The 26993-nt window shown below is 73.0% G+C and carries 22 protein-coding genes and 1 pseudogene; 14 read left to right on the forward strand and 9 right to left on the reverse strand.

Annotated features, from left to right (window positions below; all coding sequences use genetic code 11):
- Positions 1 to 194 precede the first annotated feature (194 nt).
- From ACFXDE_RS17695 to ACFXDE_RS17710, 4 genes are all read left to right on the forward strand, one after another.
- The gene (locus ACFXDE_RS17695) at positions 195 to 1562 is read left to right on the forward strand and encodes a magnesium transporter MgtE N-terminal domain-containing protein (protein ID WP_380495190.1); all 1368 of its coding nucleotides are present in this window, start codon (positions 195 to 197) and stop codon (positions 1560 to 1562) included.
- Positions 1559 to 2884: an NRAMP family divalent metal transporter gene (locus ACFXDE_RS17700; RefSeq protein ID WP_380495192.1), complete on the forward strand. Its 1326-nt coding sequence runs from the start codon at positions 1559 to 1561 to the stop codon at positions 2882 to 2884. The genes ACFXDE_RS17695 and ACFXDE_RS17700 overlap by 4 nt, the downstream gene beginning before the upstream one ends.
- Before the next feature lie 438 nt (positions 2885 to 3322).
- Positions 3323 to 5254, forward strand: a complete 1932-nt coding sequence (locus tag ACFXDE_RS17705) for an ABC transporter ATP-binding protein (RefSeq protein ID WP_380447497.1) — start codon at positions 3323 to 3325, stop codon at positions 5252 to 5254.
- Positions 5255 to 5595: 341 nt separating this feature from the next.
- Entirely contained in the window at positions 5596 to 6342 is a 747-nt protein-coding gene (locus ACFXDE_RS17710) for a dienelactone hydrolase family protein (RefSeq protein WP_380495195.1), read from the forward strand.
- A gap of 1 nt (position 6343) precedes the next feature.
- Here ACFXDE_RS17710 and ACFXDE_RS17715 read toward each other — a convergent pair whose 3' ends face one another.
- Positions 6344 to 7123, reverse strand: a complete 780-nt coding sequence (locus ACFXDE_RS17715; protein WP_380495197.1) for an alpha/beta fold hydrolase — start codon at positions 7121 to 7123, stop codon at positions 6344 to 6346.
- A 72-nt stretch (positions 7124 to 7195) separates the two neighbouring features.
- Here ACFXDE_RS17715 and ACFXDE_RS17720 point away from each other — a divergent pair, with 72 nt between their 5' ends.
- Positions 7196 to 7615, forward strand: coding sequence for a MarR family winged helix-turn-helix transcriptional regulator (locus ACFXDE_RS17720; RefSeq protein ID WP_380495200.1), 420 nt, complete (start codon positions 7196 to 7198; stop codon positions 7613 to 7615).
- On the opposite strand, the gene ACFXDE_RS17725 is transcribed toward ACFXDE_RS17720, so the two are convergent.
- A complete protein-coding gene (locus ACFXDE_RS17725) occupies positions 7612 to 8811 on the reverse strand; it encodes an FAD-dependent oxidoreductase (protein ID WP_380495203.1) in 1200 nt (399 codons plus the stop codon). The two genes, ACFXDE_RS17720 and ACFXDE_RS17725, sit on opposite strands and share 4 nt — an antisense overlap.
- A gap of 161 nt (positions 8812 to 8972) precedes the next feature.
- Between ACFXDE_RS17725 and ACFXDE_RS17730 the strand changes: the two genes are divergently transcribed.
- Positions 8973 to 9560, forward strand: a complete 588-nt coding sequence (locus ACFXDE_RS17730) for a TetR/AcrR family transcriptional regulator (protein ID WP_380495206.1) — start codon at positions 8973 to 8975, stop codon at positions 9558 to 9560.
- 9 nt (positions 9561 to 9569) lie between these two features.
- Here the strand turns inward: ACFXDE_RS17730 and ACFXDE_RS17735 are convergent, their stop codons facing one another.
- Together ACFXDE_RS17735 and ACFXDE_RS17740 are read right to left on the reverse strand one after the other, a co-directional pair.
- Entirely contained in the window at positions 9570 to 10412 is an 843-nt protein-coding gene (locus ACFXDE_RS17735) for an NAD(P)H-binding protein (protein WP_380495208.1), read from the reverse strand.
- Positions 10409 to 10837, reverse strand: a complete 429-nt coding sequence (locus ACFXDE_RS17740; protein ID WP_380495210.1) for a nuclear transport factor 2 family protein — start codon at positions 10835 to 10837, stop codon at positions 10409 to 10411. Before ACFXDE_RS17740 ends, ACFXDE_RS17735 begins: the two co-directional genes overlap by 4 nt.
- Positions 10838 to 10948: 111 nt before the next feature.
- Here ACFXDE_RS17740 and ACFXDE_RS17745 point away from each other — a divergent pair, with 111 nt between their 5' ends.
- Positions 10949 to 11554: a TetR/AcrR family transcriptional regulator gene (locus tag ACFXDE_RS17745; protein WP_380495212.1), complete on the forward strand. Its 606-nt coding sequence runs from the start codon at positions 10949 to 10951 to the stop codon at positions 11552 to 11554.
- 91 nt (positions 11555 to 11645) lie between these two features.
- Positions 11646 to 12197: an AAA family ATPase gene (locus ACFXDE_RS17750; protein ID WP_380495214.1), complete on the forward strand. Its 552-nt coding sequence runs from the start codon at positions 11646 to 11648 to the stop codon at positions 12195 to 12197.
- An 82-nt stretch (positions 12198 to 12279) separates the two neighbouring features.
- Here ACFXDE_RS17750 and ACFXDE_RS17755 read toward each other — a convergent pair whose 3' ends face one another.
- Complete coding sequence (locus ACFXDE_RS17755) at positions 12280 to 12684, reverse strand: hypothetical protein (protein WP_380495216.1); 405 nt, start codon at positions 12682 to 12684, stop codon at positions 12280 to 12282.
- A 585-nt stretch (positions 12685 to 13269) separates the two neighbouring features.
- Between ACFXDE_RS17755 and ACFXDE_RS17760 the strand changes: the two genes are divergently transcribed.
- The gene (locus ACFXDE_RS17760; protein ID WP_380495218.1) at positions 13270 to 13719 is read left to right on the forward strand and encodes a hypothetical protein; all 450 of its coding nucleotides are present in this window, start codon (positions 13270 to 13272) and stop codon (positions 13717 to 13719) included.
- Positions 13720 to 14107: 388 nt separating this feature from the next.
- Positions 14108 to 15157, forward strand: coding sequence for a glycosyltransferase (locus tag ACFXDE_RS17765; protein WP_380495220.1), 1050 nt, complete (start codon positions 14108 to 14110; stop codon positions 15155 to 15157).
- 76 nt (positions 15158 to 15233) lie between these two features.
- Here ACFXDE_RS17765 and ACFXDE_RS17770 read toward each other — a convergent pair whose 3' ends face one another.
- Together ACFXDE_RS17770 and ACFXDE_RS17775 are read right to left on the reverse strand one after the other, a co-directional pair.
- On the reverse strand, positions 15234 to 16739 hold the full coding sequence (locus ACFXDE_RS17770) for a DUF2079 domain-containing protein (RefSeq protein ID WP_380495222.1): 1506 nt from the start codon (positions 16737 to 16739) through the stop codon (positions 15234 to 15236).
- Between the two features lie 228 nt (positions 16740 to 16967).
- Complete coding sequence (locus ACFXDE_RS17775; protein WP_380495225.1) at positions 16968 to 17264, reverse strand: hypothetical protein; 297 nt, start codon at positions 17262 to 17264, stop codon at positions 16968 to 16970.
- Positions 17265 to 17447: 183 nt separating this feature from the next.
- Here ACFXDE_RS17775 and ACFXDE_RS17780 point away from each other — a divergent pair.
- Together ACFXDE_RS17780 and ACFXDE_RS17785 are read left to right on the forward strand one after the other, a co-directional pair.
- Positions 17448 to 19280 (forward strand): annotated as a pseudogene (locus ACFXDE_RS17780) (glycoside hydrolase family 15 protein).
- Between the two features lie 262 nt (positions 19281 to 19542).
- Complete coding sequence (locus ACFXDE_RS17785; protein WP_380447524.1) at positions 19543 to 19752, forward strand: DUF6243 family protein; 210 nt, start codon at positions 19543 to 19545, stop codon at positions 19750 to 19752.
- A gap of 226 nt (positions 19753 to 19978) precedes the next feature.
- On the opposite strand, the gene ACFXDE_RS17790 is transcribed toward ACFXDE_RS17785, so the two are convergent.
- Both ACFXDE_RS17790 and ACFXDE_RS17795 read right to left on the reverse strand, forming a co-directional pair.
- Positions 19979 to 20398, reverse strand: a complete 420-nt coding sequence (locus ACFXDE_RS17790) for a RidA family protein (protein ID WP_380495227.1) — start codon at positions 20396 to 20398, stop codon at positions 19979 to 19981.
- 44 nt (positions 20399 to 20442) lie between these two features.
- Entirely contained in the window at positions 20443 to 20949 is a 507-nt protein-coding gene (locus tag ACFXDE_RS17795) for a cupin domain-containing protein (protein WP_380495229.1), read from the reverse strand.
- A gap of 85 nt (positions 20950 to 21034) precedes the next feature.
- Here ACFXDE_RS17795 and ACFXDE_RS17800 point away from each other — a divergent pair, with 85 nt between their 5' ends.
- A complete protein-coding gene (locus tag ACFXDE_RS17800) occupies positions 21035 to 21538 on the forward strand; it encodes a MarR family winged helix-turn-helix transcriptional regulator (protein WP_380495231.1) in 504 nt (167 codons plus the stop codon).
- A 595-nt stretch (positions 21539 to 22133) separates the two neighbouring features.
- The gene (locus ACFXDE_RS17805; RefSeq protein ID WP_380495233.1) at positions 22134 to 26990 is read left to right on the forward strand and encodes a DUF6603 domain-containing protein; all 4857 of its coding nucleotides are present in this window, start codon (positions 22134 to 22136) and stop codon (positions 26988 to 26990) included.
- The last annotated feature ends 3 nt before the right edge of the window (positions 26991 to 26993 follow it).

The raw sequence follows: 26993 nt of genomic DNA on the forward strand, positions 1-26993 counted from the left end.
CCGCCGTCCTTCTTCCGCTGCTCCAGGCGGCTCCTCCTTCCCTGACCTGCCGGGTCCGCTCCGCTTCCCCCCTCGCGTCCACGTGACGCGGGAGGCCCCTGCGCGCGCCCGGTGAGCCCTGCGGTCAAGGTTGGCAGCGCCATGCCACCGGGCGGCCCGATGTCCCGTCCTGCCGGGGCAAGGGGGGTTTCTCCATGGCCACCACCACGCTGTTCTCGTCCGCCACGGCGCGCCTTCGCGACCGCACGGTCGAAGCCGAGCGCCGCACCACCGTCACCAAGGCCGTCCGCTCGTCGCTCGTCTCGCTCGCCGGGCTGGTCGGCGGCCCGGTCACCAACCAGGCCGGCGAGGAGGTGGGCCGCGTCGTCGACGTCGTCGCCCGCCTCTACGGGCCGGAGCCCTACCCGCCCGTCACCGGCCTGATCATCCGCATAGGCCGGCGCCGCGCGTTCATCGCGGCGACCGCCGTCGAGCGGATCCACACCTGCGGAGTGCGGCTGCGCACCTCCCGCGTCGACCTGCGCGAGTTCAACCGCAGGCCCGGCGAGGTGCTGCTCGCCCGCGACGTGATGGATCACCAGCTCGTCGACGTCGACGGCGTCCAGGTCACCCGCGCCGCCGACCTCTACCTCGCCCCTCTCGCCGCCCGCACCGTCCTGGTCGGCGTCGACGTCTCGCTGCCCACCCTCCTGCGCCGCCTCGGCCCGCGCCGCTGGCAGATCCGCCCCACCCCGGACGGCGTCCTGGACTGGCAGTCCGTCGCCCCCTTCGGCGAGCAGGCCACCCACGGCCCCGCCGAGGTAAGGCTGCGCGCCTCCCGCTCCGCGCTCCACCGGCTGCGCCCGGCCGACCTCGCCGACATCCTGGAGGACCTCGGCCGCCACGAGCGCCAGCAGCTGCTCGGCTGGCTGGAGCCGGAGCACGCGGCGGACGCCCTGGAGGAGATGGAGCCCGCCGAGCTGGAGAACCTCCTGCGCGAGGCGCCGCCCGAGCACGCCGCCCGGCTGGTCGACGAGATGGAGCCGGACGAGGCCGCCGACGCCCTGCGCGACCTCAACCCGGGCGAGCGCGAGAACCTGCTGGCCCGGATGCCCGAGCCCGAGGCCGCCGAGCTGCGCTCCCTGCTCACCCACCGCGAGGGCACGGCCGGCGGCGCGATGACCACCCTGCTCGTCACCGCCGAGTCCGCCCAGACCGTCGGCGAGGTGCGGGCCGAACTCGCCGCGCAGGCCGAACACCGCACCGACATCGACGCGGTGACCGTCCTCGACGACGACGGCGTCCTGGTCGGCGACATCCCGCTGTTCGACCTCGCCGTCGCCGAGGACACCACCGTGATCGCCGACCTGGTCGCCTGGCGGGCCCAGTTCGGCCCGCCGGTGACCGTCCGCCCCGACACCCGCCTCGCCGAGGCCGCCCACCACCTGGTCGCGGCCCGCGCCACCTCCCTGCTCGTGGTCGACGACACCGACCGCCCCCTCGGCCGGGTCCTGGCCGACGACATCCTCGACTCGCTGCTCCCCGAGCGCGGGCGCCTGCACTTCCGGAGGCTCCTCAAGTGACCCGCGACCTCGACACCCGCCCCGGCGCCGACGCGTCCGCGGCCGCGCCGGCCGAGCCGCGGTCGTCCACGCCCTCGCCCGGACGCCGAAGAGGCTTCCGCCGGATCGCCGCCGTCGCGATGGTGGCCGGTCCCGGGCTGGTCGCGGCCAACGCCGGCAACGACGCCGCCGGCATCGCCACCTACGCCAGCGCCGGCTCCCAGTTCACCTACGGGACGCTGTTCTTCATGGTGCTCGTCACCATCGCCCTGGTGATGGTGCAGGAGATGGCCGTCCGGCTCGGCGCGCACACCGGCAAGGGCCTGGGCGCGCTCATCCGCGAGCAGTTCAGCCTGCGGCTCACCGCGCTCGCCGTGTTCTGCCTGCTGCTGGCCAACACCGGGCTGGTCGTCAGCGAGTTCGCCGGGATCGGCGCGGCCTTCGAGCTGCTCGGGGTGCCCAAGTGGGCGGTCATCCCGCCGGCCGCCGTCCTGCTCTGGTCGCTGGTGCTGTTCGGCTCGTACAAGTGGGCCGAGCGCATCTTCCTGGTGATGTCGCTGGCGTTCTTCGCCTACCCCGTCGCCATGGTCATGGGCCACCCGGACTGGGGGCAGGTCGGCGAGCACCTGGTCGTCCCGCACCTGGAGCCCAGCAAGGACTTCATCCTGCTGGCCGTCGCGCTGATCGGCACGACCGTCAGCCCGTACATGCAGTTCTACGCGGCGGCCGGCGTCGTCGACCGCGGTGCCAAGCCGGCCGACTACAAGCTGATCCGGGCGGACGCCGTGCTCGGCGCGGTGTTCGCGTGCGTGATCAGCCTGACGATCATCATCGCGACCGCCTCGGCCATCGGCGGCACCGGCCCGCTGGAGTCCGCCTCCGAGGCCGCCGAGGCGCTCAAGCCGGTCGCCGGGCACGGCGCCGAGCTGCTGTTCGCCTTCGGGCTGATGGGCGCCTCCGCCCTGGCCGGCGCCGTGGTGCCGCTCTCCGCCAGCTACGCGATCGGCGAGGCCGCGGGCGTCGAGCGCTCCGTGTCGCGCAGCTTCCGCGACGCGCCGCTGTTCCTCGGGCTGTTCACCGCCCAGATCGCGCTCGGCGCCATCGTGGCGCTGACCCCGGTGGACCTCATCCAGTTGCTGATCGGCACCCAGGTGCTCCAGGGCCTGATCAGCCCGATCGTGCTGGTCTACCTCCTGGTGCTCACCAACCGCCGGTCCGTCCTCGGCGACGCGGCCAACAGCCCCCGCTACCGCGTCGTGGCCACCGTCGCGGTCGTCGGCGTCGCACTCATGTCGACGATCCTGCTGGGCCAGACCGTCCTCGGCTGGTTCGGCATCGGCTGACCGACCGGGAACCGCCACCGGGCCTGTCGTCCACGGACGGCAGGCCCGGTGGCGTTCGGGGCCCCCGCGCGCGCCGCACGACCAGCCGAACGAGTGAATCCGGCGACGGGTCCGCGGCGCCGTCCGACCTCCCCCGCCGACGTCTCCGCGCCTTGCGCGCCCGGCTTCCCGCCGCTCCACGGGCCTCCCGCCGGGTGCTCGAAAACACCCCGTTCGACCCGGGCTCGCCCGGGAGCAAATCGCTTGAACGACGGGCTCGAACAGCACCATCATCGGACCTCCGCCGCCCGCCGTGCAGCCTCAACTCCGTTGTCCCTTTGCCCATTTGGGCTCTACTCGGGCTGCCCGGCGACGGCTCCGCACGTCCGTTCACGCGCCTGGAGGAGCTGTGGTGAATCCCCCTACCCCGGTGTTCAACGACCCCCGCGAGGTGGGAGCATGAGCGCCCCGACCCAGCGGTCCGCCGACGGCGTCAACGCCCCCGACGACGCCGACGAGGAACTCACGTGGCTGGCCGACCGCCGCCGCATCGAGACCATCGAGGCGATCAGCGTCGGCGCGATGGCCCGCCGCCTGCCCACGCTCGTCGTCCGCGCCTTCCGCCTCGGCTGGCGCATCGACCGGTTCTCCGTCGCCCTGCTCCTCGCCTGCCAGGTCCTCTCCGCCGTCCTCGGCGCGACCGGCCTGCTCGCCACCACCGGCACCATCGCCGCCCTGTTCGGCCCCGGCCGGGTCGGCGACAAGCTCGCGCACGCCGCGCCGTCGATCCTGGTGATCGCGGCCGCGGCCGGCGCCCGCTCGCTGCTCGGCATCACGATCCGCACCATCACCATCCACCTCTCCCCGCGCATCTCCCGCGAGGCCGAGGCGGCCGTCCTGCGCGCCACCGTCGCCGCCGAGCTCACCGCCTACGACACCGCCGGCTACAACGACGAACTGGACGCCGCCGACCGCGGCGCCGACGTGTGCGTCGACATCGTCGGCGAGGCGCAGAACCTGATCGCCTCCGTCGCCTCGCTCATCGGCGCCGCCGGCGTCCTCACCGTCCTCCACCCCCTCCTGCTCCCGCTGCTGGTGCTCGCCGCGCTGCCGCAGGGCTTCGCGTCGGTGCGCGCCGCCCGGGTCCAGTTCCTCGCGAACCGGGCCACCATCGGCGACCGCCGGATCATGGCCAACCTGCGCTGGTACATCCACGTCAAACGCAACGCCGACCAGATCCGCTCCGACACCATGGGCGACTTCCTGCTCGAGAAGTACGAGCACGTCGGCCGCCGCCTCGACGCCACCTCCCGCCGGGCCGCACTGCAGAGCGCCCGCGTCTCGGTGCTCGGCGCCGCCGCCACCGGGCTCGGCACCGCCCTCGTGTGGGCGGCGATGCTGTGGCTCGTCAGCACCGGCCGCATGGGCCTCCCCCAGGGCGGCGCGGCGGTGTTCGCGCTCGGCGCGGTCGGCACCAGCCTGCACGGCATCGTCGGCTACGGCGCCGACCTGTTCCGCACCGGCATGTACCTCGACGACTGGTCCACCTTCCTCGACACCGCCGGCGGCCACCGCCCCCGGCGCGGCGACCGGGTGCCCGAGCCTCCGCGCCGCATCGCCGTCGAGGACCTCCGCTACGCCTACCCCTCCTCCGAACGCACGGCGCTCGACGGCGTGAACCTGCACGTCGAACGCGGCGAGATCCTGGCCCTCGTCGGCGAGAACGGCTCCGGCAAGACCACCCTCGCCAAACTCCTCTCCGGCCTCTACCTGCCCACCGCCGGATCCGTGCGGTGGGACGGCCACGACACCCGCGACCTCGACCCGCACGCCCTGTGGCACCAGGTCGCCGTCGTCCCCCAGGACTACGCCCGGTGGCCGCTCACCTGCCGCGACAACATCACCCTCGGCCAGCCCGCCGCCGACGGCGACGCCGCCGTGCTGCGCGCCGCCGAGGCCTCCGGCGCGGCCGAGGTCGTCGCCAAGCTCCGCCGGGGCCTGTCCACGCTCCTGGCCGTCGAGTGGATGGGCGGCGAGGAACTCTCCGGCGGCCAGTGGCAGCGCCTCGCGATCGCCCGCGCCTTCCACCGCGAGGCCGGCCTCCTGGTCCTCGACGAACCCACCGCCGCCCTCGACCCGCGCGCCGAGCACCGCATCTTCCGCAACCTGCGCGCCGTCGCGCAGGAGCGGGCGGTCGTCCTCGTCACGCACCGGCTCACGAACGTGGCCGTCGCCGACCGCATCGTCGTCCTGGAGGACGGCAAGGTCCTCCAGGAGGGCACCTTCACCCAGCTGGTGGCCGAGAAGGGCGGCCGCTTCCGCGAGTTGTGGGACCTCCAGAACGAGCGCAGCGGCCTGCCCGCCCAACGCCCGGGATCCAGGATTAGCTAGCCTCCGGCCGCCGTCGGACTCCTGCGGCCTTCCCCGCCCGGACGGTACGGGTGTTCCGTACCGTCCGGGCACCGCGGTACGGTCGGTGGTCACCGACCGGGAGGCATCCGACAGCCGTCCCCGGTTCGGTGGATCGGCGGCGCCCGTCGCACTAGGGTTGTCGGCGATGACTACCGGGACGGCCTTGCGCCACACACGGATTGCTGCCCCGGCGCTCCGCTGAGCGCCGGACGGGCCGGCACGGGCCCGCAGTTCGACCGAAGGCCCGGCGCTTGCGCGCGGGCCCCTCCTCCGTCGTGTTCGACCTCGGGTTCGAAGCACCGACCACGACAGGAGACTTCATGTCCACCCGTACCGCGACACTGCTGATCCCCACCCCCGACGGCCGGGCCGACGCCTTCGCCGCCTTCCCCGAGCAGGACGGGCAGCACCCCGGGGTGCTCATGTACCCGGACGCCTTCGGCATCCGCCCGGTGATCCAGGAGATGGCCCGCGAGCTGGCCGGGCACGGCTACTACGTGCTCGTGCCCAACTTCTTCTACCGGCAGGGCCCGTCGCCCGTCGTCGAGCTCCCCGAGTACATCGGCGATGACGCCCGGGACGGAATCGTCGGGCAGTTGATGCCCCTGGTCCGGACGCACACGACGGAACCGACGCTCCGTGACGCCGACGCCTTCGTCCGCTTCCTCACCGCCCGGCCCGAGGTCGCCGCCGGACCGGTCGCCGTGACCGGCTACTGCTTCGGCTGCCTCCTCGCGCTGCGCACCGCCTCGGCCCACCCCGGGCAGGTCGCCGCCGTCGCCGGATTCCACGGCCCGGTGGTCGCCGAGGGGCCGGACGGCCTGCACCGCCTCCTGTCAGCCATCGCCGCCGAGGTCCACCTCGGCCACGCCGCGAGCGACCTGACCCCCGAGGCCCTCGCCGAGCTCAACCGGGCCCTGGACGCGGCCGGCCTCACGTACACCTCCGAGATCTACCCCGGTACCGTCCACGGCTTCACGATGTCCGACACCTCGGCCTTCGATCCGGACGGCCTGAAGCGCCACTGGGAGCAGCTGCTCCCCCTCCTGGAGCGCGCGTTGACGTAGGTCACTCCCCACCGTGCAGGTGGGCGTCGATCAGGGCGAAGGTCGCCTCCGGCTGTTCGATCTGCGGGAGGTGGCCCGCCCCGGCGATGAGCTCGAAGCGCCCGTCGCCGAAGGCGTCCGCGTACGCCGCGCCGTAGGCCGGGGTGACGACGCGGTCGCTCTCGCCCCACAGCACGAGGGCGGGCACCTCGACGCGCGGGAGGCGGTGGAGCAGCTTGGGGTCGTGCATGTAGGGGTCGGCGGCGAGGACGCGCATGGTGGCGATGTTGGCCTGGTGGGCGGCGACCTGGTCGGCGGAGAGGCCGGCCGGGTCGACGAAGAAGCGGTCGGGGTCGTGCCAGGAGTGTTCGGCGGCGGCGCGGGCGTCGAGGGCGAAGAAGTCGGTGATCGGCTCGCCCTCGATCCGCACGCCGACGGCGTTGATCAGGACGACGCCGGTGACGATCCCGGTGGTGTCGAGCGCGGCCATCTCGGCCGCGGTCCAGCCGCCCAGTGAGGAGCCGACGACCAGGACGTCCTCCAGCCCCCGCTCGTGCAGCATGCGGAGGTAGAAGAGGGCGAGGTCGTCGACGCCGGCCAGCCAGTCGGGGCGGGGTGTGCCGTTCCAGCCGGGGTGCGTCGGCGCGATGGTGTGCGCGTTGCGGGAGAGGTGCTCGGCGAGGCCCGCCACCGTGTGCGGGCCTCCGCCGCCGTGCAGCAGCAGGACCGGCCTGCCGCGGCCGGCCTCGGAGAGGGTGAGGGGAAGGTCGCCGTACATGACGGTGGTGCGGAAGAGGGTCATGACCTCAGGGTAACTAAATATCTTTATATAAGCTAGCTTGGTTATCGGGCGGACCCGGCCTAGACTCGCCCCATGCATGATGAGCTGCAGGTTCTCGGACGAGCGGTCAAGCAGGCGCAGTACCGGCAGCACCGGGCGCTCGACACCGCCTTGGCCGCCGTCGGCACGACGCTGGCCCAGTGGGACGCCCTGCGGGCGATCGGCCGCTCGCCCGGGGCGTCCGCCCGCGCGCTCGCCGCGGCGACCTTCCAGAGCGAGCAGGCGTTCGGCACGCTCGCCGGCCGCCTGACGGCCCAGGGCCTGGTGGAGCGCCGGCCGGGGCACGGGCGGCGCATCGAGCACCACCTCACCCCGGCCGGCGAGCAGGTCCTCGCCGCCGGGCACCGGGTCGCCGACGACGTGCTCGCCGAGTGCTTCGCCCCCCTGCCGCCCGGGGACCGCGCCACCCTGCTCGACCTGCTCCAGCGCCTCGGCGGGGAGGCGGACGGTTAACCAGCCTGGCGGTCGCGGTACGCCGCCGCGGCGCGCTGGTACTCCTGGTGCTCGGCGGCGTGGTCCGGGATGTAGGAGCCCGAGGCGAAGAACCGCTCCAGCGCCTCGTTGGCGCCGACGGCGAGCGGGCCGGAGCGGGCGAACATGGCCGTCTCGTACCGGATGACGGCGGCGTCGAGTGTGGGCTCCTCGGCTATCGCGCGGGCCAGTTCGGCCGCGTCGAGCATGGCGAGGTTCGCGCCGTGGCCGCCGAAGGGCGACATGAGGTGGGCCGCGTCGCCGACGAGCGTCACGCCGGGGACGTGCTCCCAGGCGAGCGGGGCGGGCAGGGCGTGGAGCGGCCGGTTGACGCAGCCGCCGTCGCCGTCCGTCACGAGGAGCAGCAACTCCTCGGCCCAGTCGCTGAATTCCGCCCGCAGGAAGCCCCGGACGGCTTCGGCGTCGGCCGGGTCGACACCGGCGGCGACGTGCCAGTCGAGGGCTGCGCGGATGCCGACGTAGCCGCGGACGCGGTCGCCGCCGTTGCGCTGGACGATGATCGCCCGACCGTTGCCGTTGTTCGCGAACACGTGCCCGTCGCCGACGAGTTCGGCGACCCGGGGGTGGCGGCGCTCGACGTCGTCGAAGCGGACTTCGAGGAACGTCACCCCGCTGTACCGGGGCACCGCGTCGCTGACGAGCGGCCGCACGCGGGACCACGCGCCGTCGGCCCCGATCACCAGGTCCGCCTCGGCCGAGGCGCCGTCCGCGAACTCCAGCCGGTGCTGCCCCTCCCCCAGTGGCACCGCCGCGACGAGCTTGCGGCCCCAGCGCACGGTGCCGGGCTCGACGTGGGCGGCGAGCATCGCGCGCAGCTCGCCGCGGTCGATCTCGGGCGCCGCGACGTCCCCCTCGTCGGGGACGAACGAGGCGAGCACGGCGCCGCGGTGGTCGAGCCGGAGCTTGGCCTGCCCCTCGGGCCGGGCGAGTTCGGCGAACGCCTCCATCAGCCCGGCGTCCTCCAGCGCGATCTGCCCGGAGTCGGCGTGCAGGTCGAGGGTGCCGCCGGGGTCGCGGGCGTCGACGGACGCGTCGGCGTCGTACACCGTGACGTCGATGCCGCGCAGTTGCAGCACCCGGGCGCAGGTCAGTCCGGCGGGCCCCGCGCCGATGACGGCGATGCGGGGCCTGCTCGTCGGGGCCTTCGTGGTCTCCATGGGGATCTCCTTCGCTCATGGCGGACGGCCACCCGTTCAGCCATTTACTGAACGGGCGCTCGGTAAGTGACGGTAGCCGAGCGGGCGCTCGGTAAGCAAGGCCGAGCGGGCGCTCGGTAAGTGGATAGGATGGGACCGCTGCGACGAAGGAGAGGAAGACCATGGCCCCCACCAGCGGAACCGAGCGGCGCTCCGGCGCCGAGACGCGCGCCGAGATCCTGCGCGTCGCGCTGCGGCTGTTCACCGAGAAGGGCTACGAGGCCACCACCACCCGGGACCTCACCGAGGCCCTCGGGCTCACGCGGTCGTCGCTGTACTACCACTTCCGCAGCAAGGAGGACATCGTCGCGAGCCTGATGTCCGAGCGCCGCCGCGACCTGGACGAACTCGTCGAGTGGATCACCGCCCAGCCGCGCACGCCCGACCTCCCGCAGCGGGCCGCGCTGCGCTGGCTGGACGGCACCACCCCGCAGCACCTCCAGGCGATGCTCCTCGCGCACGCCAACCAGCCCCTGATGCGGCGCCTGGCCCAGAAGGGCGAGGACGTCCGCGCGGCGTTCGACCGCGTCATCGACCTCCTCGCCCCCGAGGACGCCGGCCCCCAGGACCGACTCCTGCTGGTGATGGCCTTCGACACCGCCGGCGCGGCCCTGCTCGCCGCCAAGCCCACCGCCACGGACCCGAGCGACGTCCTCGCCGCCGCCCGCCGGGCCACGCGCGCGCTCACGGAGCCCGCTGCAGGCGCCTGAGGCGCGGGATCACCGCCCTCGCGTCAACTCCCGTTCGGCGACGACCCGGAAGCCGGTCGGCGGGCGGCCGGTCAGGCGCCGCACCGTGTCGGTCGTGCGGTCCTCCGCTCCCCCGGCGATCGCGCCGTCCATGCCGGCGAGCAGCTCGGCGAACTCGCGAGGCATCCCGGCGGCCAGGTGGTCCCGGAACTCGTCGTGCGTCAGGTGGTGATGGACCACCGGACGTCCGGTGACCTCGGCGACGATCGCGGCGACCTCGTCGTAGCTCAGCGCCTCCGGGCCGGTCAGGACGAGGTCGCCATCGGGCACGCGGTCGTCCGTGAGGGCATGGACGGCGACGGCGGCGATGTCGTCGGCGTCGACGAATCCGACCCGCCCGTCCCCGGCCGCCGTGCGGATGACGCCGTCCTCGCGGATGCTGCGGGCGTGGAGGTGCTCGCCCGTGAAGTTCTGCATGAACCACGAGGGCCGCAGCACCGCCCACTCGTCGAACAGGCCGGGCAGCGCCCGGTGCACCTCCCCCACCGCCGGACCGCCTTCCGGAACGGCCGACGAGCCGAGCAGCACGACCCGCCGTACACCCGCGGCGCGGGCCCGGCCGAGGAACGGCAGCATGACGGACGCCGGGTCGGGCTCGCCGACGGGCGGCACGAGGTAGACGCGGTCCGCCCCGGTGAGGGCGTCCTCGAACGTGGCGGGCTCGTACCAGTCGAAGCGCACCGGCTCCGCGCCGGGCAGCGGAGTCGCGCGGCGGGACGCGGCCCTGACGCGGTGTCCGGCGGCGAGCAGTCGCGCGACCGTCCGGCTGCCGGTGGTGCCGGTCGCGCCGGTGACGAGGGTGGCGGCGGTCATCGGGCGACGCTCCCGGCGAAGTCCAGGCCCGACTGCCGCACGGCGAGCGGGTTCCAGTAGTCGCGGTAGACGGCCAACCGTCCGTCCCGGACGGTCACGACGGCGATGTACGTCATCTCGAAGGGGCCGTCGCCCTGCACGACGCGGCCCACGGCCCGCATCTCCACGACGATGGTCTCCGGGTCGGCGGTCTCGTGGATCCGCAGGTCGGGGAAGCCGTGCAGGTCGATGTGGTCCGGGTAGCCGCGCATGTAGTCCGCGACAGCCTCCTTCCCTTCCAGTCGTCGCGGCCAGCCGGGTGGCGCGAAGGGGAACTCCATCACGCCGTCCTCGGCCCACAGGCCGACCCAGGCATCGATGTCCTTGTCCAGCAGCAGGCGCAGGCCGTGGCGGTACAGCTCCGCCGGCCGGGTGTTCGCGGGCATGGGTCTCGTCCCTCCGTCGCGTACGATACGGACCAGCGGTCCGCTTCACCGAAAGATACGGACCGTCGGTCCGCTTCGCAACCGACCCCTGCCACCCACCGGAGGACGACCGTGCCCGAGCGCAAGCCCCGCAAGGACGCGACCCGCAACCGGGCCGCCGCCCTCGCCGCCGCCGACACCCTCTTCGCCGACTGCCTGAGCCCCGAGGACGTCACCATGGCCGACATCGCCGACGCGGCCAGCGTCGGCAAGGGCACGCTCTTCCGCGCCTTCGGCGACCGCACCGGCCTCATCCGGGCCCTCTACGGCGCGCGCCTCGAACCCCTCGCGGCCGCCGTCGAATCCGGCCCGCCGCCACTGGGCCCCGCCACCCCGCCCGCCGAGCGCGTCCCCGCCCTCCTCGACGCACTGCTGTGCTTCAAGCTCGACAACCGGCACCTCGCGCTGGCCCTGGAGGGCACCGGCGCCGACAGCCCGTACCGGACGGACCACTACGAGCAGTGGCACACCCTCCTCCGCGACCTCCTGCACCGGCTCCCGGGCCTGGCCGACCCCGGCTTCACCGCCCACGCCCTGCTCGCGGCCACCCGCGCGGACCTCGTCGAACACCTGGCGGGCGAACGGCAGACGCCCCGCGAGGACCTGCGGGCACAGCTCGCGGCCTTCACCACCCGCGTCCTCGGCACACCCGGCGCGACGACTCCCCGATCGGGCTGAACACGCGTGTGCGGTAAGTCCGTTGCCCGATCGGCACCGGGCAGTGGAGACTGACCTCGTTCATGATCGACCGCGGAAACGAGGACCGCCCGTGCGCACCCCCTCCCCCGACCCCCGCATCGATGACCGGGACGTCCTGCCACACCTCGACGGCACGGAGCGCGGCCTGGTCGTGATGATGTGCGGCCTCCCGGGCTCCGGCAAGACCACGTACGCGCGAGCCCTCGAACGCCGCGGGTTCACCCGCCTGTCGATCGACGAGGTGGTGTGGACCCGCACCGGAGGCCGCGACGCCGCCGACCTCGACCCGGCGGCGTACGACCGGCTCAAGTCCGCCGCCGAGAAGGGCCTTTGGGACGAGCTGATCCGTCTCATGAAGGCGAGGCGCCCCGTCGTCATCGACTACAGCTTCTGGAACCGCGCCACGCGCGAGCGCTACAAGGCGGCGATCGAGAGCCACGGCTGCCGGTGGGAACTCGTCCGCCTCCGGGCCGACCTCGAAACCCTCCACCGCCGCCTCACGCACCGCAACCGGCGCAGCGACGCCAACAGCGTCACCGTCCCCGACGAGCTCCTCGAACGCTACTACGCGGCCTTCGAAGAACCCGTCGGCGAAGGCGAGTTCGTCATCGTCCAGGCGTAGGCGCGCAACGGAACGGCGACGCCCGCCCCCGGCGCGGTGGCCGGGGGCGGGCGTGTCGGTGCAGTCGTGGGGATCGCAGAGGTCAGGACGTACGGCGGACGTACGGCTCCCAGGCCACCGTGATCGAGCGCCGCTCGGCAGATCCGGAGCGGAGCCGTGCCTCGGCGCCGAACGGCGGGGCGCCGGAGCGCAGCCTGGCGGGCTGGGCGCTGATCAGCGTCCAGCCCGGGTTGCCGGTCACGCAGTCGACGGGGGTGCTACCGGTCGCGAAGCTGCAGAAGGTCCGGTACACCGTGCCGTCGGTGGTGATGGCCTCCACCTGGAGGGTGTTGCCGTGGTCCGCGATGGCCACACCACAGGCGGGGCCGTGGCCCGTGGGGAGTGCCGGCGGGGTCGACCAGGTGGTCACGTCGGCGTTCGGGCCGTTGAGCGGCTGGCTGCCGACCTGGACGGTGCCGTTCTTGACCACCCCGGTGTAGATGATCATTCCTGACCCCGTCGTCGCCGAGTCGATGGACTCGCACGGGCCGGCGGGACCCGTGTTGCCGGTCGCACCGGCCGGGCCCGTCGGGCCCGTGACGCCGTTGGTGCCGTTGGTACCAGCAGGACCCGTCGGACCCGTGACACCGTTGGTGCCGTTGGTACCAGCAGGACCCGTCGGACCCGTGACACCGTTGGTGCCGTTGGTACCAGCAGGACCCGTCGGACCCGTGACGCCGTTGGTGCCGTTGGTACCAGCAGGACCCGTCGGACCCGTGACGCCCGTGCTCGAACCGGCAGGACCGGTCGGACCGGTACTGCCATTGGTGCCCGCAGGACCGGTGTTGCCCGCAGGGCCCGTGTTTCCGGCCGGCCCGGTGTTGCCGTTGTTGCCGGCGGGGCCCGTCGGGCCCGTGACCCCGGTGCCCTCACCGGGAGGACCGGTCGGGCCGGTCGGGCCCGTGACACCCTCGCCGGCGGGGCCGGTCGGACCCGTGACGCCCTCGCCGGCGGGGCCGGTCGGACCCGTGACGCCCTCGCCGGCGGGGCCGGTCGGACCCGTGGGACCCGTCGGGCCGACGCACTCGATCACATGGCCGTGGTCGCCGTGGTGACCGTCGTGGGCGTGCTCGCCGTGGTCGCCGTTCTCTCCGTGGTCCCCGTGGTCTTCGCCGCCGTCACGGAACGACCGGCCCGGGGCGCCCGACTGGAGCATCGACCCGGCGAGCTGGTGCACCATGTCGTGGACACCGTCGGCCGACGGCAGACCACCGTCCGGCCCCTGCTCACTGCCACTCGGCCCCTGCTCGCCGCCGTCAGGGGACTGCTCACCGCCCCACGAGTCGTGCTCGCCCGGCGGACAGCCGTCCTCGCCGTGGTTTCCGTACATCTGGTGGCTCGGGTGCGGGAAGTGGAGGTGCATCCCGCCGGCGAAGGCCGTGCCGCTGGTCGACACGACGGCCGCGATGAGAAGCGCCGCCCCTGCGGCGCGCTGTTTGCGGCGGTTCGGCACCGCGGCCTTCCGGATCTGCGTTTGGTGTGAGGACACCCAGTACTCCTCGTCCATCGGAGATCGGCAGGATGAAGTGACCCCGCCTGGTGACCGCCATTGACCTCGGGAAACGGCACTTCCGGGCGGCGACGGACCGGAGTGTCACCGGCCCGGCCCACAGTGACCACACGAATGGCCCGGCCCCGTTGGCCTGACACCGTGTTGGACCGCGGAACCGGAGCGGGCCCGAAATAGCATCGCCAGCGCGATGCGCGGGCCGGACCGGCACGACCGGCCGCACCTGGTCCGCGCTCGGCTCCGCAGCCCGCCGCCCCCATCCCGAGAGGCCGTTGTGGCACGACCTGACAACTCCCCTCCCATCGCATCCGCCCCCGGCCCGTCCCGTTCCGGTGGCCGGAAGCCCACCATCTGCCTGTGCATGATCGTCAAGGACGAGGCGGCGGTCATCGAACGCTGCCTCGCGTCGGTGCGCGGCCTCGTCGACACCTGGGTGATCTCCGACACCGGATCCACCGACGGGACCCAGGAGCTGATCCGCCGTGCGCTGGCCGGGATCCCCGGCGAGCTGCACGAGGAGGCCTGGACGGACTTCGGCCACAACCGGACGCTCAACATCCGCCACGCCCGCGGCAAGGCCGACTACCTGCTGCTGATCGACGCCGACATGGTCGTGCGGCAGGACGGCCCGCTGCCCGAGCTCACGGCCGACTCCTACATGCTGCGCCACCCCGCCGATCTGGAGTACCGGATCAAGCGGCTGGTCAGCGGCACCGTCGAGTGGCGCTACGAGGGCTCGACCCACGAGTACCTGACGACGGACCAGCACGACCGCACCGCCGACCTCGACGCGCTGGTCATCGAGCACTTCGCCGACGGCGGCTCGCGCGCCGACAAGTTCGAACGGGACGCCCGCCTGCTCCGGCAGGACCTGGAGCGCGATCCCGGCAACGCCCGCGCGGTCTTCTACCTCGCCCAGACGATGCGCGACCTCGGGCGCACCGCCGAGGCGATCGAGCTGTACCGGCGGCGCGCGCGGATGGGCGGCTGGGCGGAGGAGGTCTACTACGCGCTGCTCCAGGTCGGCGTGCTGACCGCGGACGCCGGCGACTGGCCCTCGGCCATGGACGCCCTGCTCCAGGCCTGGGAGAGCCGGCCGCAACGGCTGGAGGCCTGCTACCAGCTCTCGTCCCGGCTGCGCCTGATGGGGCGGTACCAGGCCGCGCACGCGTTCGCCCGGGCCGGCCTGGACCGCGGCGTACCGAACGACTGGCTGTTCACGGAGCCCTGGGTCTACCGCTGGGGGCTGCTCTTCGAGTACTCGATCACGGCGTACTGGGTCGGGGACGCGCGCGCGTCCCTGGACGCCTGCGACCGCCTGCTCGCCACCGCCGACCTGCCCCGGCTCTACCGTGAACAGACCCTGGCCAACCGGAAGTTCGCCGAACAGGCCGCACCGGCCACCGTCTGAACCCACACCGGCCACCGCACCGGCCCCGAGGCTCCCCGACCGTCCGGAGTCCTCGGGGCCGGCGGTCGCCCGCCGCTCAGCCGGTCCGGGTCAGCAGCACGTAGCCGTCCTCGTGGGCGACGTCGCGGTACCCGTGCGCGCGGTGCCAGTTCAGGCGGTTCTGCTCGATCTCGACCGTCAGCGGCCAGCGTTTGTTCCACGGCATCCAGGTGTCCACAAGGATCCACTGGGAGTCGGGCCGGCTGGGTTCCCAGCCGAAGAGGCCGACGGTGGTGCGGTTGGTGAGCTGCGGCACGAGGAGCGTGGAGGCCTGGACGGTGGCGCCGTCCGGGATCCGGTCCATCAGCCGCCGGGCGACGGCGAGCCGCGGGTCGGTCCGCCAGGTGACCGGCTGGACCAACTGCCAGAACGGGAACTGCGGCAGCAGCAACAGACAGACCGCCGCCGCTCCCAGGAGGTGGCGCCGCACGCTGCCCTCCCGTGCGCGCCGGGCGGCCAGGGCCTCCACGAAGGCGGCGAAGACGATCGGCATCAGCACCAGCGAGTAGTGGTAGCCGGTGCCCCAGTGGAAGGCGTTGGCCGAGAAGAACCGCCACACCACCGTCGGGAGCGCGACCCACACGAGCGAGGAGCGCAGCGCCAGGAACAGGGTGATGGCCAGCAGGAGCACCAGCGTCGTCGCCTTGGCCTCGGGGGTGATCAGGCCGATCGTCGCCTTGTACAGCAGGCCCGCCACGACGGTGTCCGTGTCGGGTCCGCCGCCCGGGCCACCGTGCGGCCCCTCGCCCGAGCCGTCGACGTACGACCAGTAGGCGAAGTCGCCGCTCGGGTTGAAGGCCGGCAGGACCACCAGGACGGCGAACAGCGACCCGGCGACCCCGGCCGCGGCCGTGACGAACCCCGGCCTCCGGCTCCCCCGCCGGGCGATCAGCAGGCCGATCACCGCCACCGTGAGCCCGAGGTCCTCCTTCACCAGCAGCAGCGGAAGCGCCCAACACGCCGCCGCACGCGGCCTGTTGTCGCCGAGCGCGGCCAGCGAGAAGGCCAGCAGCGGGACGGCGAAGGCCACCTCGTGGAAGTCGAACCCGATCGCGCTGGCGATCCCCCAGGACAGGCCGTAGCAGACGCCGATCACCGCGGCGGGCCCCGATCCGAGCGCGCGTCGGGCCCAGAAGGCCAGCGGCACCATGCCGACCGCGACGAGTGCGGCCTGCACCACGAGCAGTGTCTCCGGGGTGCGCCAGACCCAGTAGAACGGGGCCACCAGCGCCAGGACCGGGGAGAAGTGGTCGCCCAGGATGGGGAAGCCGGGCGCCTTCAGCTCGGAGACGGGCAGGTGCCCGTCCGCGTAGGAGCGGACCACCTGCTCGAAGATGCCCAGGTCGTAGCTGTTGGACAGCATCCGCTCGTGGATCCGCACGGACAGCGTCGTGTAGACGGCGAAGAGCGCCCCCGCCAGGCCCCAGATCCACCACGCACTGCCCACGACGGGCGGCAGCAGGTACGGCTGCGTGACCCGTCTCCCGGAGCCGGACTGCTGCGGTGGACGCGCGATGGTGCTGTCGGTGGGGGGTGCCTGCATGGTCACACCTTCCGGGAGCCGCTGTGGAGGCCGTCGTCGAGGCCGATACAGCACGGCGTTGCACCGGGATCGACGCCCAACAAGATGTCAGGAACGCCTCGGCTCACCGGGGGAAGGAATAACGCGGGCGGTACAGGTTCAACCGATTGGCCGCAACAGCCGGCCGCCACGGCGGGCTGTCAGGCGCTTCACCCACGCCGGCTCCTTCGGCTCCTTCAGCTACTTCAGCTACTTCAGCTCGAACAGCAGCGAGCGGACCTCGGTGGTTCCGCTGTTGTGCGTGGAGTGGTTCACCGCCGGGGACCACATCGTCCCGCCGGCCGTGAGCGAGGCCGCCGTGGTGCCGCCGGACTCGTCGGTGAAGACCACCTCCCCGTCCGCGAGGTTGTAGACGAGGTTGGCACGGTGGTGGTGCATGCCGGTCGTGACGCCGGGCCCGAGCCGGGCCTCCAGCAACCGGACCCTGTCGTTCTCGAAGAGGACCTTGTACACCTCGGGTGCCACCTGCACGGCGTCGGCTGCCACGGGAACCTCCTGGGCGCGGGACTTGAGCGTCGTTGACCTGCTCTTGACCGTAACGCCCGGTACACGGCCGCGCACGGCGGGTGCGCCAGGGGCGGACTCGACCGGGGATCCACGAAGCGGCGCTCTACGATGAGAGGCGAGGTTCCATCTCCGGGTCCGCGTCGCAGCGGCGGGGAGGCCGACATGGCGTTCGACACCAATGGCTTCGGGCAGGCGGGCAGCCACCGCTACATACCGATCTCCGAACACGGCCTGATCGGTGATCTCCGCACGGCCGCCCTGGTCGGCACGAACGGCACCATCGACTGGTACTGCTGCCCGCGCTTCGACGCGCCCAGCGTGTTCGGGGCCATCCTCGACGCCGACCGCGGCGGGTCGTTCCAGCTGGCCGCCGACGTGCCCACGCGCACCCGGCAGTTCTACTTCCCGGACACGAACGTGCTGATCACGCGCTTCTTCGCCACCGACGGCGTCGCGGAGATCCAGGACTTCATGCCCGTCGTCGACGAGTCGCCCGAAACGGCCCGGCACCGGCTGATCCGGCGGGTGATCTGTGTCCGGGGAGTCCTGCCCTTCACCGCGCGCATCGCCCCGCGCTTCGGCTACGGCGCCGAGAAACACACCGTGCACCTCGACGGCCACGAGGCGGTGTTCCGCTCGCCGTCGCTGACGCTCGCGCTGACCGCCACCGCGCCGCTGGAGAGCGACGGCCTCGACGTGTGGTCGCACTTCAAGCTCCTCGAAGGCGAGTCCGTCGTGTTCGCCCTCGACCGGATCGGCGACGAGGTCCCGACCCGGTCGTGCGCGTGCGCCGAGGCGCAGGAGCAGTTCGAGGCGACCGTCCGGTTCTGGCGCCGCTGGCTGGCCGGGTCGCGCTACCACGGGCGGTGGCGGGAGATGGTGCACCGCTCCGCCCTGGTGCTGAAGCTGCTCACCTACGCGCCGACCGGCGCGATCGTCGCCGCACCGACCACCAGCCTGCCCGAGCGGATCGGCGGCGAACGCAACTGGGACTACCGGTACGTGTGGGTCCGCGACGCCGCCTTCTGCGTCTACGCCATGCTGCGCCTCGGGTTCACCACGGAGGCCGAGGCGTTCATGGGCTTCCTCTGCGACCGCATGTCCGGCACCGCCGGCGCGGGCGGCCCGCTGCAGATCATGTACGGCGTCGACGGGCGCGGCGAACTGCCCGAGTACGAGCTGGCGCACCTGGAGGGCCACCTCGGCTCGGCGCCCGTCCGGGTCGGCAACGCCGCGACCGGCTAGCTCCAGCTCGACATCTACGGCGCCATGATCGACTCCGTCTACCTGTCAGACAAGTGGGGGCAGCCGATCAGCAGCGCCGGGTGGGAGGACGTCGGCGCGGTGGCGGACTGGCTCTGCGAGCACTGGGACCAGCCGGACGAGGGCATCTGGGAGACCCGCGCGGGCCGCCGGGACTTCGTGTACTCGCGGCTGATGTGCTGGGTGGCGCTGGAGCGGGCGATCCGGATGGCGAACCGCCGCGGCCTGCCGGCCGACCTGCCCCGCTGGCGGCAGTCCCGGGACGCGATCTACCAGCAGATCATGCGGCGCGGCTGGTCGGCCGAACGGGGGGCGTTCGTCCAGTCCCTCGACGGCGGCGAGCTCGACGCCTCGCTGCTGATGATGCCGATGGCCAAGTTCGTCTCGCCCACCGACCCCAAGTGGCTCTCCACCCTGGACGCGCTCACGGCGGACCTGGTCTCCGACTCCCTGGTGTACCGCTACAACCCCGACACCAGCCCGGACGGCCTGAGCGGCTCCGAGGGCACCTTCTCGATCTGCTCCTTCTGGTACGTGGAGGCGCTGGCCCGCGCCGGCCGGCTGGAGGAGGCCAGGCTCGCCTTCGAGAAGATGCTCACCTACGCCAACCACCTCGGCCTGTTCGCCGAGGAGATCGGCCCGACCGGCGAGCAACTGGGCAACTTCCCGCAGGCGTTCACCCACCTGTCGCTGATCAGCGCCGCCTTCAACCTCGACCGGGCCCTGGGCTGAGGCGACGCCGAGGGTGTGGGATCCCAGGGAAGGAACCGGCCGGCCCCGGGCGCTCGCCGAAGGCCCGGCCGACGCAGGGGCGGCGAAGAGGCTGGTGTGCAGGGCCGACGGAACCGGGTAATGTCTTTCTCATGTTCTTCCAGACGCCGATTTACGAGTGAGCGCGTGACGGGCCCTTGCTGACGTCCTTCGACGTCGCCGCCCGTCCCCCACCGATGAATCCGTAGACCACTTCACTTCACCACCGGGAGAACCCACAACCGTGAGCAAGAACATCAACAACCCCGTGGGCATGGGCGGCGGCCAGCGCAAGAGGCAGTCCCGCGCCGAACGGCAGAACAACGGTCCGCACCGCAACCTCGACCGCCAGAGTGCAGCCGACCAGAAGGCAGAGCTGGTGCGCAAGATGCGCGAGAAGGCAGAAAAGGCCGAGGGCGCCGGGCAGGCGGACGGCGACACCGTACAGGGCTGACGCACCGCCGCCGCAGCGCGGCACCGCACGGGGCAGGGCTCGGACCGCGACGCGCGGTCCGAGCCCTGCTGCCGTCCCTGCGGGTGCTGTTCCTCAGCGACGGCCCCGACATGGAACGGCGGCTGTGCACGGCGACCCGGGCCATGTGAGCGGTCCGCACCGGCTCGAACGGCGGCGGTACGGCGAGAGGTCCCGCCGACCGGTGGGACCCCTGTGCGTGGGTGGGTCAGCCTGCTGCCCCCGCCGTCGGCCGGACGGCGACCGCGTCGATCTCGAAGAGCATCCCCGGCAGGGCGAGCGAGGCGACCCCGCTGAGCGTCTGCGCGGGCAGCCGGTCGCCCCAGGCCCCGGCCAGGGCCTTGCCGAGGACGGCCAGCTTCTCCGGGTCGTGGTCGACGATGTACGAGCCGAGCCGGACCACGTGCTCGAAGCCGAGACCGACCCCGGCGAGCGCGGTGCGCAGGTTGGCGAGGGCGAGCTCCGCCTGGGCGGCGAAGTCACCGGGCACGACCTGACCGCCGGCGTCGGAGGCGTACTGGCCGGCGATGAACACCGGTTCGCCGGGCGCGGAGGCGGCGTGGCTGTAGCCGAACGGCGTCGGGTCGTGCAGGCCGGGCGGGTTGGTGATGGTGCGGGTGTCGGTCACGGGTTTCCTCCCCAGGTGTCGGGCCGGGCTCGGTGCCGGGCGGTCTACGGCTCGGACCGGGCGGCTTCCTCCCGGGCGTCGCGCCAACTCGGCGACTCCAGGAAGTGGTTGTCGAAGAGGTCCTGCTTGGCGAGCAGTTCCTCGACCGTCGCCTCGCCCGCGCGGATCCGCTCCAGCAGGCGGAAGTAGTCGAAGCGCTCCACCCCGGGGGTGATCACGATCAGCAGGTCCGCCCCGGAGTCCGGCGCCGCCGCGAAGGCATGCGGCAGATGGGGCGGCACCACCACGAGGTCGCCGCTCCGGGCGGTGACCACCTCGTTCCCGACCAGCACCCGGGCCGAGCCGTCGACGACGAAGAACAGCTCCGAGGAACCCCCGTGGTAGTGCGGAGTGGCGCCGTCCCTGCCGCGCCCCAGCGTGACGCGCAGGGTGCTCAGGGCGCCGCCGGTGGCGCTGGAGTCCGCCAGCAGCCGCCCCTTGCCGCCGAGCATTCCGACGGTCTCGGCTTCGTCGCCCCGTACCACCACGGCTTCCGGTCCGATCAACGTCATTGGCCTCTCCCCACAGCGAGCGCTCAGATAGTTCCATGGCTGATAGTACTACGTCTAACTATCTCTCATCGAATAACATGCCCCCATGGATCACGTGGACGTCATGCTCGACCAGTGGAGCCGGGAGCGCCCGGACCTCGACCTGGCGGCGGTCGGCACCGTCGGCCGCCTCGGCCGCCTCGCGCTGCTCGCGGGCCGGGTCGTCGAAGAGGTGTTCAAGCAACACGGCCTCCATCGCGGCGAGTTCGACGTTCTCGCCACCCTGCGCCGCTCCGGCGCACCGTACGAACTGATGCCCTCCGAACTCGCCGCGCTGCTGCTGATGTCGCGGGCCGGCATGACCAGCCGGATCGACCGGCTGGAATCGGCGGGCCTGGTGGAACGCCACACCGACCCGGCGGACCGGCGCAGCGTCCGCATCGCCCTCACCGCGGCCGGACGCGCCCTCGTGGACGCCGCCTTCACCGACCACGCGGCCAACGAGACCGCGCTGCTCTCCGCCCTCTCGGGCGAGGAACGGGCCACCCTGGACGGGCTCCTGCGCAAACTGCTCGCCGACGTCGAGGGCGCGCAGAGCCCGGCGCCCTGACGGCCCGCCCGACGCCCCCGCCAGAACGACTCCGGCGGACAGACCGATGCGGAACCTACAGAGGGCCCGTCGTGGTCCGGGTGGGGTGAAGCCGCAATTGCGGTTGTGTGACGGCGCGTTGCCGCGAATGGCCGCAGGTGGCCGCCCGTGACGATCGGGGCCCGAACCTTGTCCGGGGCGTCGGGCCGGGGCCAACTTGCGGGTCGCAACTCGCTCCCGCCCCGCACGATCGGTGCGCCCCGGGGCGCACCGGACCGGGTAGCTGATACGCCGGAGTCCCCACGGACAACCGGTTCGCCGTCACCACACGGCGAACCGAGCAGGCCGAGCCGCGAGTCCGCCGGTGTGTCAGCCGGACGCGGAGGTAGTTCGCATGCCATCGTTGGCACGAACTGACCGTCGGTGCGGCAGCTTTCGCGTCATTGGCGAATTCTGGCCCATGCCCCATCGACGGGGTGTTGGCAGTTCACGCCGTGTCGTGATCCCATCACGGGGTGTACTGGCCGACGCCACCGGCATGCCGCTTCGGCATGCCCGTGCAGTTGCCTCCAGCACATGCCTCCCGCCGCTGCGCACGAGAGGACCCTCCGTTCCCATGGCCCTGGAAGTCGCCGACCTGCTCAACTCCTTCCCGGCTCCGGGCGAGGACTTCACCCTGCCCCTCGATTCGATCGAACTACCGGAGCTGTATCAACTGTTCGGCGCGGGCAAGGACTTCGTGCTCCGGGTGACGGAGGCGCTGCGCGAGAGCCTGACCGTGCTCGGCACGGCCGCGCTGCTGGAGGGGCGGGAGGCGCTGCTGCGGCTGGAGTTCCTGGCGGACGCGGCGGGCAGGTACGTCGTCGGGCTGCGCGTGGAGATCGACGTGGCCATGGGGGCGGCGATGGGGTCGGCCGACCTCGCCGCGGCCTGGGGGCTGGACCTCACCGAACTCCCGCAGGCGTTCCACGCCGAGGTGAGCGCCCTGCTGGCACATTACGACCTGGCGGCCGGCCGGGTGGTCTTCGGAGTGGAGACCGAGCACCTGCGCCTCGTGTTCGCCGCGCCGTCGATCGGCGGCCCCCTGGTGGCGCTGGCCGGCGTGCGGGAGAGCCAGGCGCTGCTCTCCGAACTCCCCCACGTGGGTGGCGAGATCCCCGACGGCGAGCTGATCGGGGTGCGCGGTGTCGAGGCGTTCGTCATCGGCGACCGGCTCACCGGGGCGCAGAGCTCGGCGGTGAACACCGCGGTGACCGCGGCCTTCGCCGACCGGGGCTGGTGGCCGCTGCTGCCGGAGCGGGAGCTGGCGGCGGGAGTCTGGGCGGGCGCGGCCTACCAACTCCCCGGCCAGGAACCGCAAGTCTGGGCGGTGCGGTTGGAGGTGCCGGAGATCGGCTGGGTAGCGGAGTTCCCGTCGATCCCCGTGGGCCGCTTCACGCTCTCGGGTCTGGGCCTGCGCTGGCCGCTGAGGAACTCCGGCGGCGGGAGCGGAGGCGACGGCCTGGGCGTGTACTTCCGGCTGTCCGTCAAGCTCGGCTGGCTCGACCTGCAACTCCCGGACGCGGGCTTCGACTTCTCGCTCCCGGACCGCCCGGGCGCGGGCGACTTCACGCTCCTCCCCCGTCTGCCGTCGATCGGCCTCCCGCTGGGCGGCCTGGATCTGACCTTCGCCGTACCCGAGGGCCCGAACCTGCCGCAACTCCCGGGCTTCCCCGGGCTGCCGGGCCCCGGAGTGCTGACCGGCTGGTGGAACGGCGAGGGCGACGGCAGCGGACTGGGGCTGCTGGACCTGCTCGGGCTCTTCGACGTCTCGCCGCCCGCGCTGCCGGACTTCTTCAATCCCCGGCTCCCCGCCCTCGGGCTGCGCTTCGACCTGGGCGTGGGCGACTTCGAACTGACCGGCGAGTCGCAGTGGCTGCGCTTCGTGCTGGCCGGCCTCCCGTCCCTCTCGGGGCCCGGGGACTGGGGCAAGGTCGCCCTGCTCGGCATCAAGGGACTCGACACCTGGCTCGCCGACCTGCCGTTCATCGGGGACCTGCTCCCGGACCTGCCCGACTTCCTGCTCAACGGGATCAGCCTGGCGGCCCTCGGATCCGGCCTCAGCCGACCGCAGTCGGACCTGCTGAACGGCTGGATCGGCTCGTTCCCGGGCGGTGCGCGCGCCTGGTGGCCCACTCTGACCTGGGAGTCCTCCGGCGGGGGCCAGGGCCGTCCGGGCTGGTCGCTGGACGTCGACTGGCGCCTGCCCGGCCGTCCCTCCGCCTCGCTCGGCATCCCTTGGCCACCGCCGCTGACACCCCCCGACCCGACCTGGCTGGAGTTCCCGGACCTTGAGCTCGGCCCACTCGGCCTGTCCGGCATCGGCCTGACCTGGCCGGCCCAGGGCGAGCCCGACTGGGACTTCGGCACCGACTGGGTCCTGCGGATCGCGTTCGACGCCAGGCTCCTGCTCGGCGGCGGGATCTCGCTGGGCCTGCCCGGCCTCGGGTTCGACATCGACCTGAAGAGCTTCCGCGTGCACCCCCGCTTCCCGCACCTGTCGCTGACGCTCCCCGGCGGGGCGGAGCTGAGGTTCGCCGTCGCGATGCCGACCGGCCCGACGCCGCCGGTCGCGCTCACCGCCCGCTGGCACGACGACGAGGGCGTGCCGGCCGACGAGCTGATGGTCGGCCTCGGCGCGGAGCTGGCGGGCGCGCTGGTCCCCGACCAGCTGATGCCGCGCCTGTACTCGGTGGGCCTGCGCCTCGACTTCCGGAAGTTCGAGCTCGTACTGGCCGCGACCTCCTCGTTCTTCGGCTGGATGCTGGCCGTCCAGCCCGCCAACGAACCCCAGCGCCGGCGCCTGCTGGCGGCCGTGCGCGGCACCGTCCGGGTCAAGGCCTCCGACCTGCCGATCGTCGACGAGACCGATCCGGACCGCGAGGTCACCGTCACCGACCTCCAGTTCGCCTGGGCCGGCATGAGCAAGGGCGCGCCCCGGCGCGCGTGGACGGCCGCAGAGGTGGCCGACCTCAACGCGCTGCTGGCCGAGTTCGCCACCGACCCCGCGGTCGCCGCCGACACCGGTACCGACACCAACGGCCCCACCGCCGCCGCCCTGTTGCCCGTCCTGCTCCCCGGCGATTTCGAGCCCGACACCACCGTCATGTGGGCGAAGCTCGGCTTCGAGGGCGGCAAGATCGACCTCGTCTACCCCGCCGACCGCGAGTTCGCCGCGCTCGGCCCGGGCGGCGGCGTCGTGCTCGGCCGCGAACGGGCCGACGAGGAGCAGCGCGCCTTCGACGGGTACGCGCTCGGCCCGGTGCGCCTCAGCCGCCCCGGCCTCGGCTACGCCCACGGCCGGCTGTTCATCGCCTTCGACGCCACCATGGCGGTCGGCCCGTTGACGATCGAGTTGCTGGGCCTCGGCCTCGGGGTGGACAAGGACTGGAAGGTCCTGCCGGTGCTGCGCGGCGCCAGCCTGGCGCTGGAGCGCCCCGGCCCGCCCAAGGTGGTGATCGCCGGCGCCTTCACCCGGCTCGACCTCGGCCCCGAGTACGAGCTCGCGTTCGCCGCCGCCGGCCGGATCGAGCTGCTCGACCTCCTCGCCCTCCAGCTGAACGGCAGCTGGGCCAAGCACAAGGACGGCTGGGACTCGATCTTCGCGTACGCCGAGCTGGTGGCCGGGAAGAACCGGATCAACGGCCTGTTCAGCATCGGCCCGGTGACGTTCACCGGCGTCGTGCTCGGCTTCGGCGTCAACAGCACCGTGCGGATCCCCACTACCGGTGAGCTCGGCACGTTCCCCCTGACCAAACGCCTCGGGGCGACGGCCGGCGAGCCGCCGAAGACCCCGGCCCAGGCCCTGGACGAACTGGTCGGCGCGGGCGGCTGGGTGACGCCGGCCCGCGGGCAGTACTGGGTGGCCGGCGGCATGGAGTTCACCGTCTACCGGTTCATCCAGGCCCGGGCCCTGGCCTTGGTCGAGTGGGGCGAGGCGGGTTGGAAAGTGATGCTCGCGGGCAGCACCACGCTGATGCTGCCGCCCAAGCTGCCGACCGAGAGCGACGCCTACGCGGTGGCGCCGTCGGCCGTCAACGCGCTGTGCTTCGGCAAGGTGGTCGTGGACTTCGTCTACGTCTACGACTCCGCGCTCGGCCGCTTCTCGATGGACACCGTGATCGCCAAGGGCTCCTACCTGCTGGACCCCAACGCCCAGCTCACCGGCGGGATCTCGCTCTACGTGTGGGGCAAGGACCTGCCCGGCGGCGTGAAGAAGGGCTTCGTGCTCTCGGCCGGCGGCTACCACCCCCAGTTCGATCCCCCCAAGCACTACCCGAGGCCGCCCCGGATCGGCTGGCTGTGGGAGCGCGGCCCGGTGACCATCAAGGGCCAGGCGTACGCGGCACTGACCGACGGCGCGTTCATGATCGGCGGGGCGCTGGCCGCGGTCTACGACAACGGCCACGGCATCAACCTGCGGGCCTGGTTCACCGCCCACGTCGACGCGCTCGTGCAGTGGAAGCCGTTCTACGCCGACCTCGCCTTCGGCCTGAGCATCGGGGTCGCCGCCACCGTCAAGGTGCTCTTCGTGCGGGTGCGGGTGTCGCTGGAGGTCGGTGTCGGCCTCCAGCTGTGGCTGCCGCCGATCGGCGGGCGGGCCAAGGTCAAGGTCTGGTTCATCTCCTTCACCATCGGCTTCGGCGCCGACCGCGCGGGCGCGCCGCCCGTGCCGTGGGAGGACTTCCAGCTCCAGCTGCCCGCGCCCTCGCGCACCGCGCTCAAGCAGGGCGTGGAGCTGCCGGACGTCACCGAGGACGAGTCCGAGGCCCGCCTCGCGGCCGAACTGCCGCAGCTGGTGCGGATCGACGGCTTCACCGTGTCCGTCGAGTCCGCGCTGCCAGCCTCGAAGATCACCCTCAACGGCGTGCTCTTCGCCGGCGGCGAGGACGCCCGCATCGACATCCGCCCGATGCGGCTGAGCGGCGTCGTCTGCGAGCAGGTCGTGGAGATCCGCGACCAGCGCGGCGCTCGCTACGGCTGGGAGGCGGAGGGCTGGACCGTGACCCCCACCGTCGAGGGCATGCCGCAGGCCCTGTGGGGCGCGCCGCTCGCCGACCCGAACGCGGCCCTCAAGCAGCCCGGCCTGGTGCCGGACTGCCTGACCGGACTGACCGTCGTGGTGCCCGGACCGACGCGGCAGCTCGGCGTCGGCGACGTCCCGTCCAAGGCCCTGGACGTCGAGGGCCTGCCGCCCGGCCGGATGCCGCTGCGCGACGGCGCCGTCGCCGGCGACTCCCCGGTCGCCGACCCGGGCAGCGTCGGCGTGATCACCGAGACCCTGGTGGCCACCGCCGCCAAGCGAGCCCTGCTGCACCGGGCACTGGCCGGACTCGGCGTCGCGCCGGACAGCGACGGCCCGCTGACCCGGACCGCCGAGAAGGCCGGCCGGACCCTGACCGACCCCCCGCTCCTGACCGCCGCCGCGAGGTGACCG

It is taken from the genome of Kitasatospora sp. NPDC059408, assembly GCF_042751525.1.
Lineage (GTDB): Bacteria > Actinomycetota > Actinomycetes > Streptomycetales > Streptomycetaceae > Kitasatospora.

Coding starts and splice junctions, on each gene's coding strand:
- ACFXDE_RS17695 (WP_380495190.1), top strand. CDS start 195: ATGGCCACCACCACGCTGTTCTCGTCCGCCACGGCGCGCCTTCGCGAC.
- ACFXDE_RS17705 (WP_380447497.1), top strand. CDS start 3,323: ATGAGCGCCCCGACCCAGCGGTCCGCCGACGGCGTCAACGCCCCCGAC.
- ACFXDE_RS17710 (WP_380495195.1), top strand. CDS start 5,596: ATGTCCACCCGTACCGCGACACTGCTGATCCCCACCCCCGACGGCCGG.
- ACFXDE_RS17715 (WP_380495197.1), bottom strand. CDS start 7,123: ATGACCCTCTTCCGCACCACCGTCATGTACGGCGACCTTCCCCTCACC.
- ACFXDE_RS17720 (WP_380495200.1), top strand. CDS start 7,196: ATGCATGATGAGCTGCAGGTTCTCGGACGAGCGGTCAAGCAGGCGCAG.
- ACFXDE_RS17725 (WP_380495203.1), bottom strand. CDS start 8,811: ATGGAGACCACGAAGGCCCCGACGAGCAGGCCCCGCATCGCCGTCATC.
- ACFXDE_RS17730 (WP_380495206.1), top strand. CDS start 8,973: ATGGCCCCCACCAGCGGAACCGAGCGGCGCTCCGGCGCCGAGACGCGC.
- ACFXDE_RS17735 (WP_380495208.1), bottom strand. CDS start 10,412: ATGACCGCCGCCACCCTCGTCACCGGCGCGACCGGCACCACCGGCAGC.
- ACFXDE_RS17740 (WP_380495210.1), bottom strand. CDS start 10,837: ATGCCCGCGAACACCCGGCCGGCGGAGCTGTACCGCCACGGCCTGCGC.
- ACFXDE_RS17755 (WP_380495216.1), bottom strand. CDS start 12,684: ATGATCATCTACACCGGGGTGGTCAAGAACGGCACCGTCCAGGTCGGC.
- ACFXDE_RS17760 (WP_380495218.1), top strand. CDS start 13,270: ATGGCCGTGGTCGCCGTGGTGACCGTCGTGGGCGTGCTCGCCGTGGTC.
- ACFXDE_RS17765 (WP_380495220.1), top strand. CDS start 14,108: ATGATCGTCAAGGACGAGGCGGCGGTCATCGAACGCTGCCTCGCGTCG.
- ACFXDE_RS17770 (WP_380495222.1), bottom strand. CDS start 16,739: ATGCAGGCACCCCCCACCGACAGCACCATCGCGCGTCCACCGCAGCAG.
- ACFXDE_RS17795 (WP_380495229.1), bottom strand. CDS start 20,949: ATGACGTTGATCGGACCGGAAGCCGTGGTGGTACGGGGCGACGAAGCC.
- ACFXDE_RS17800 (WP_380495231.1), top strand. CDS start 21,035: ATGGATCACGTGGACGTCATGCTCGACCAGTGGAGCCGGGAGCGCCCG.
- ACFXDE_RS17805 (WP_380495233.1), top strand. CDS start 22,134: ATGGCCCTGGAAGTCGCCGACCTGCTCAACTCCTTCCCGGCTCCGGGC.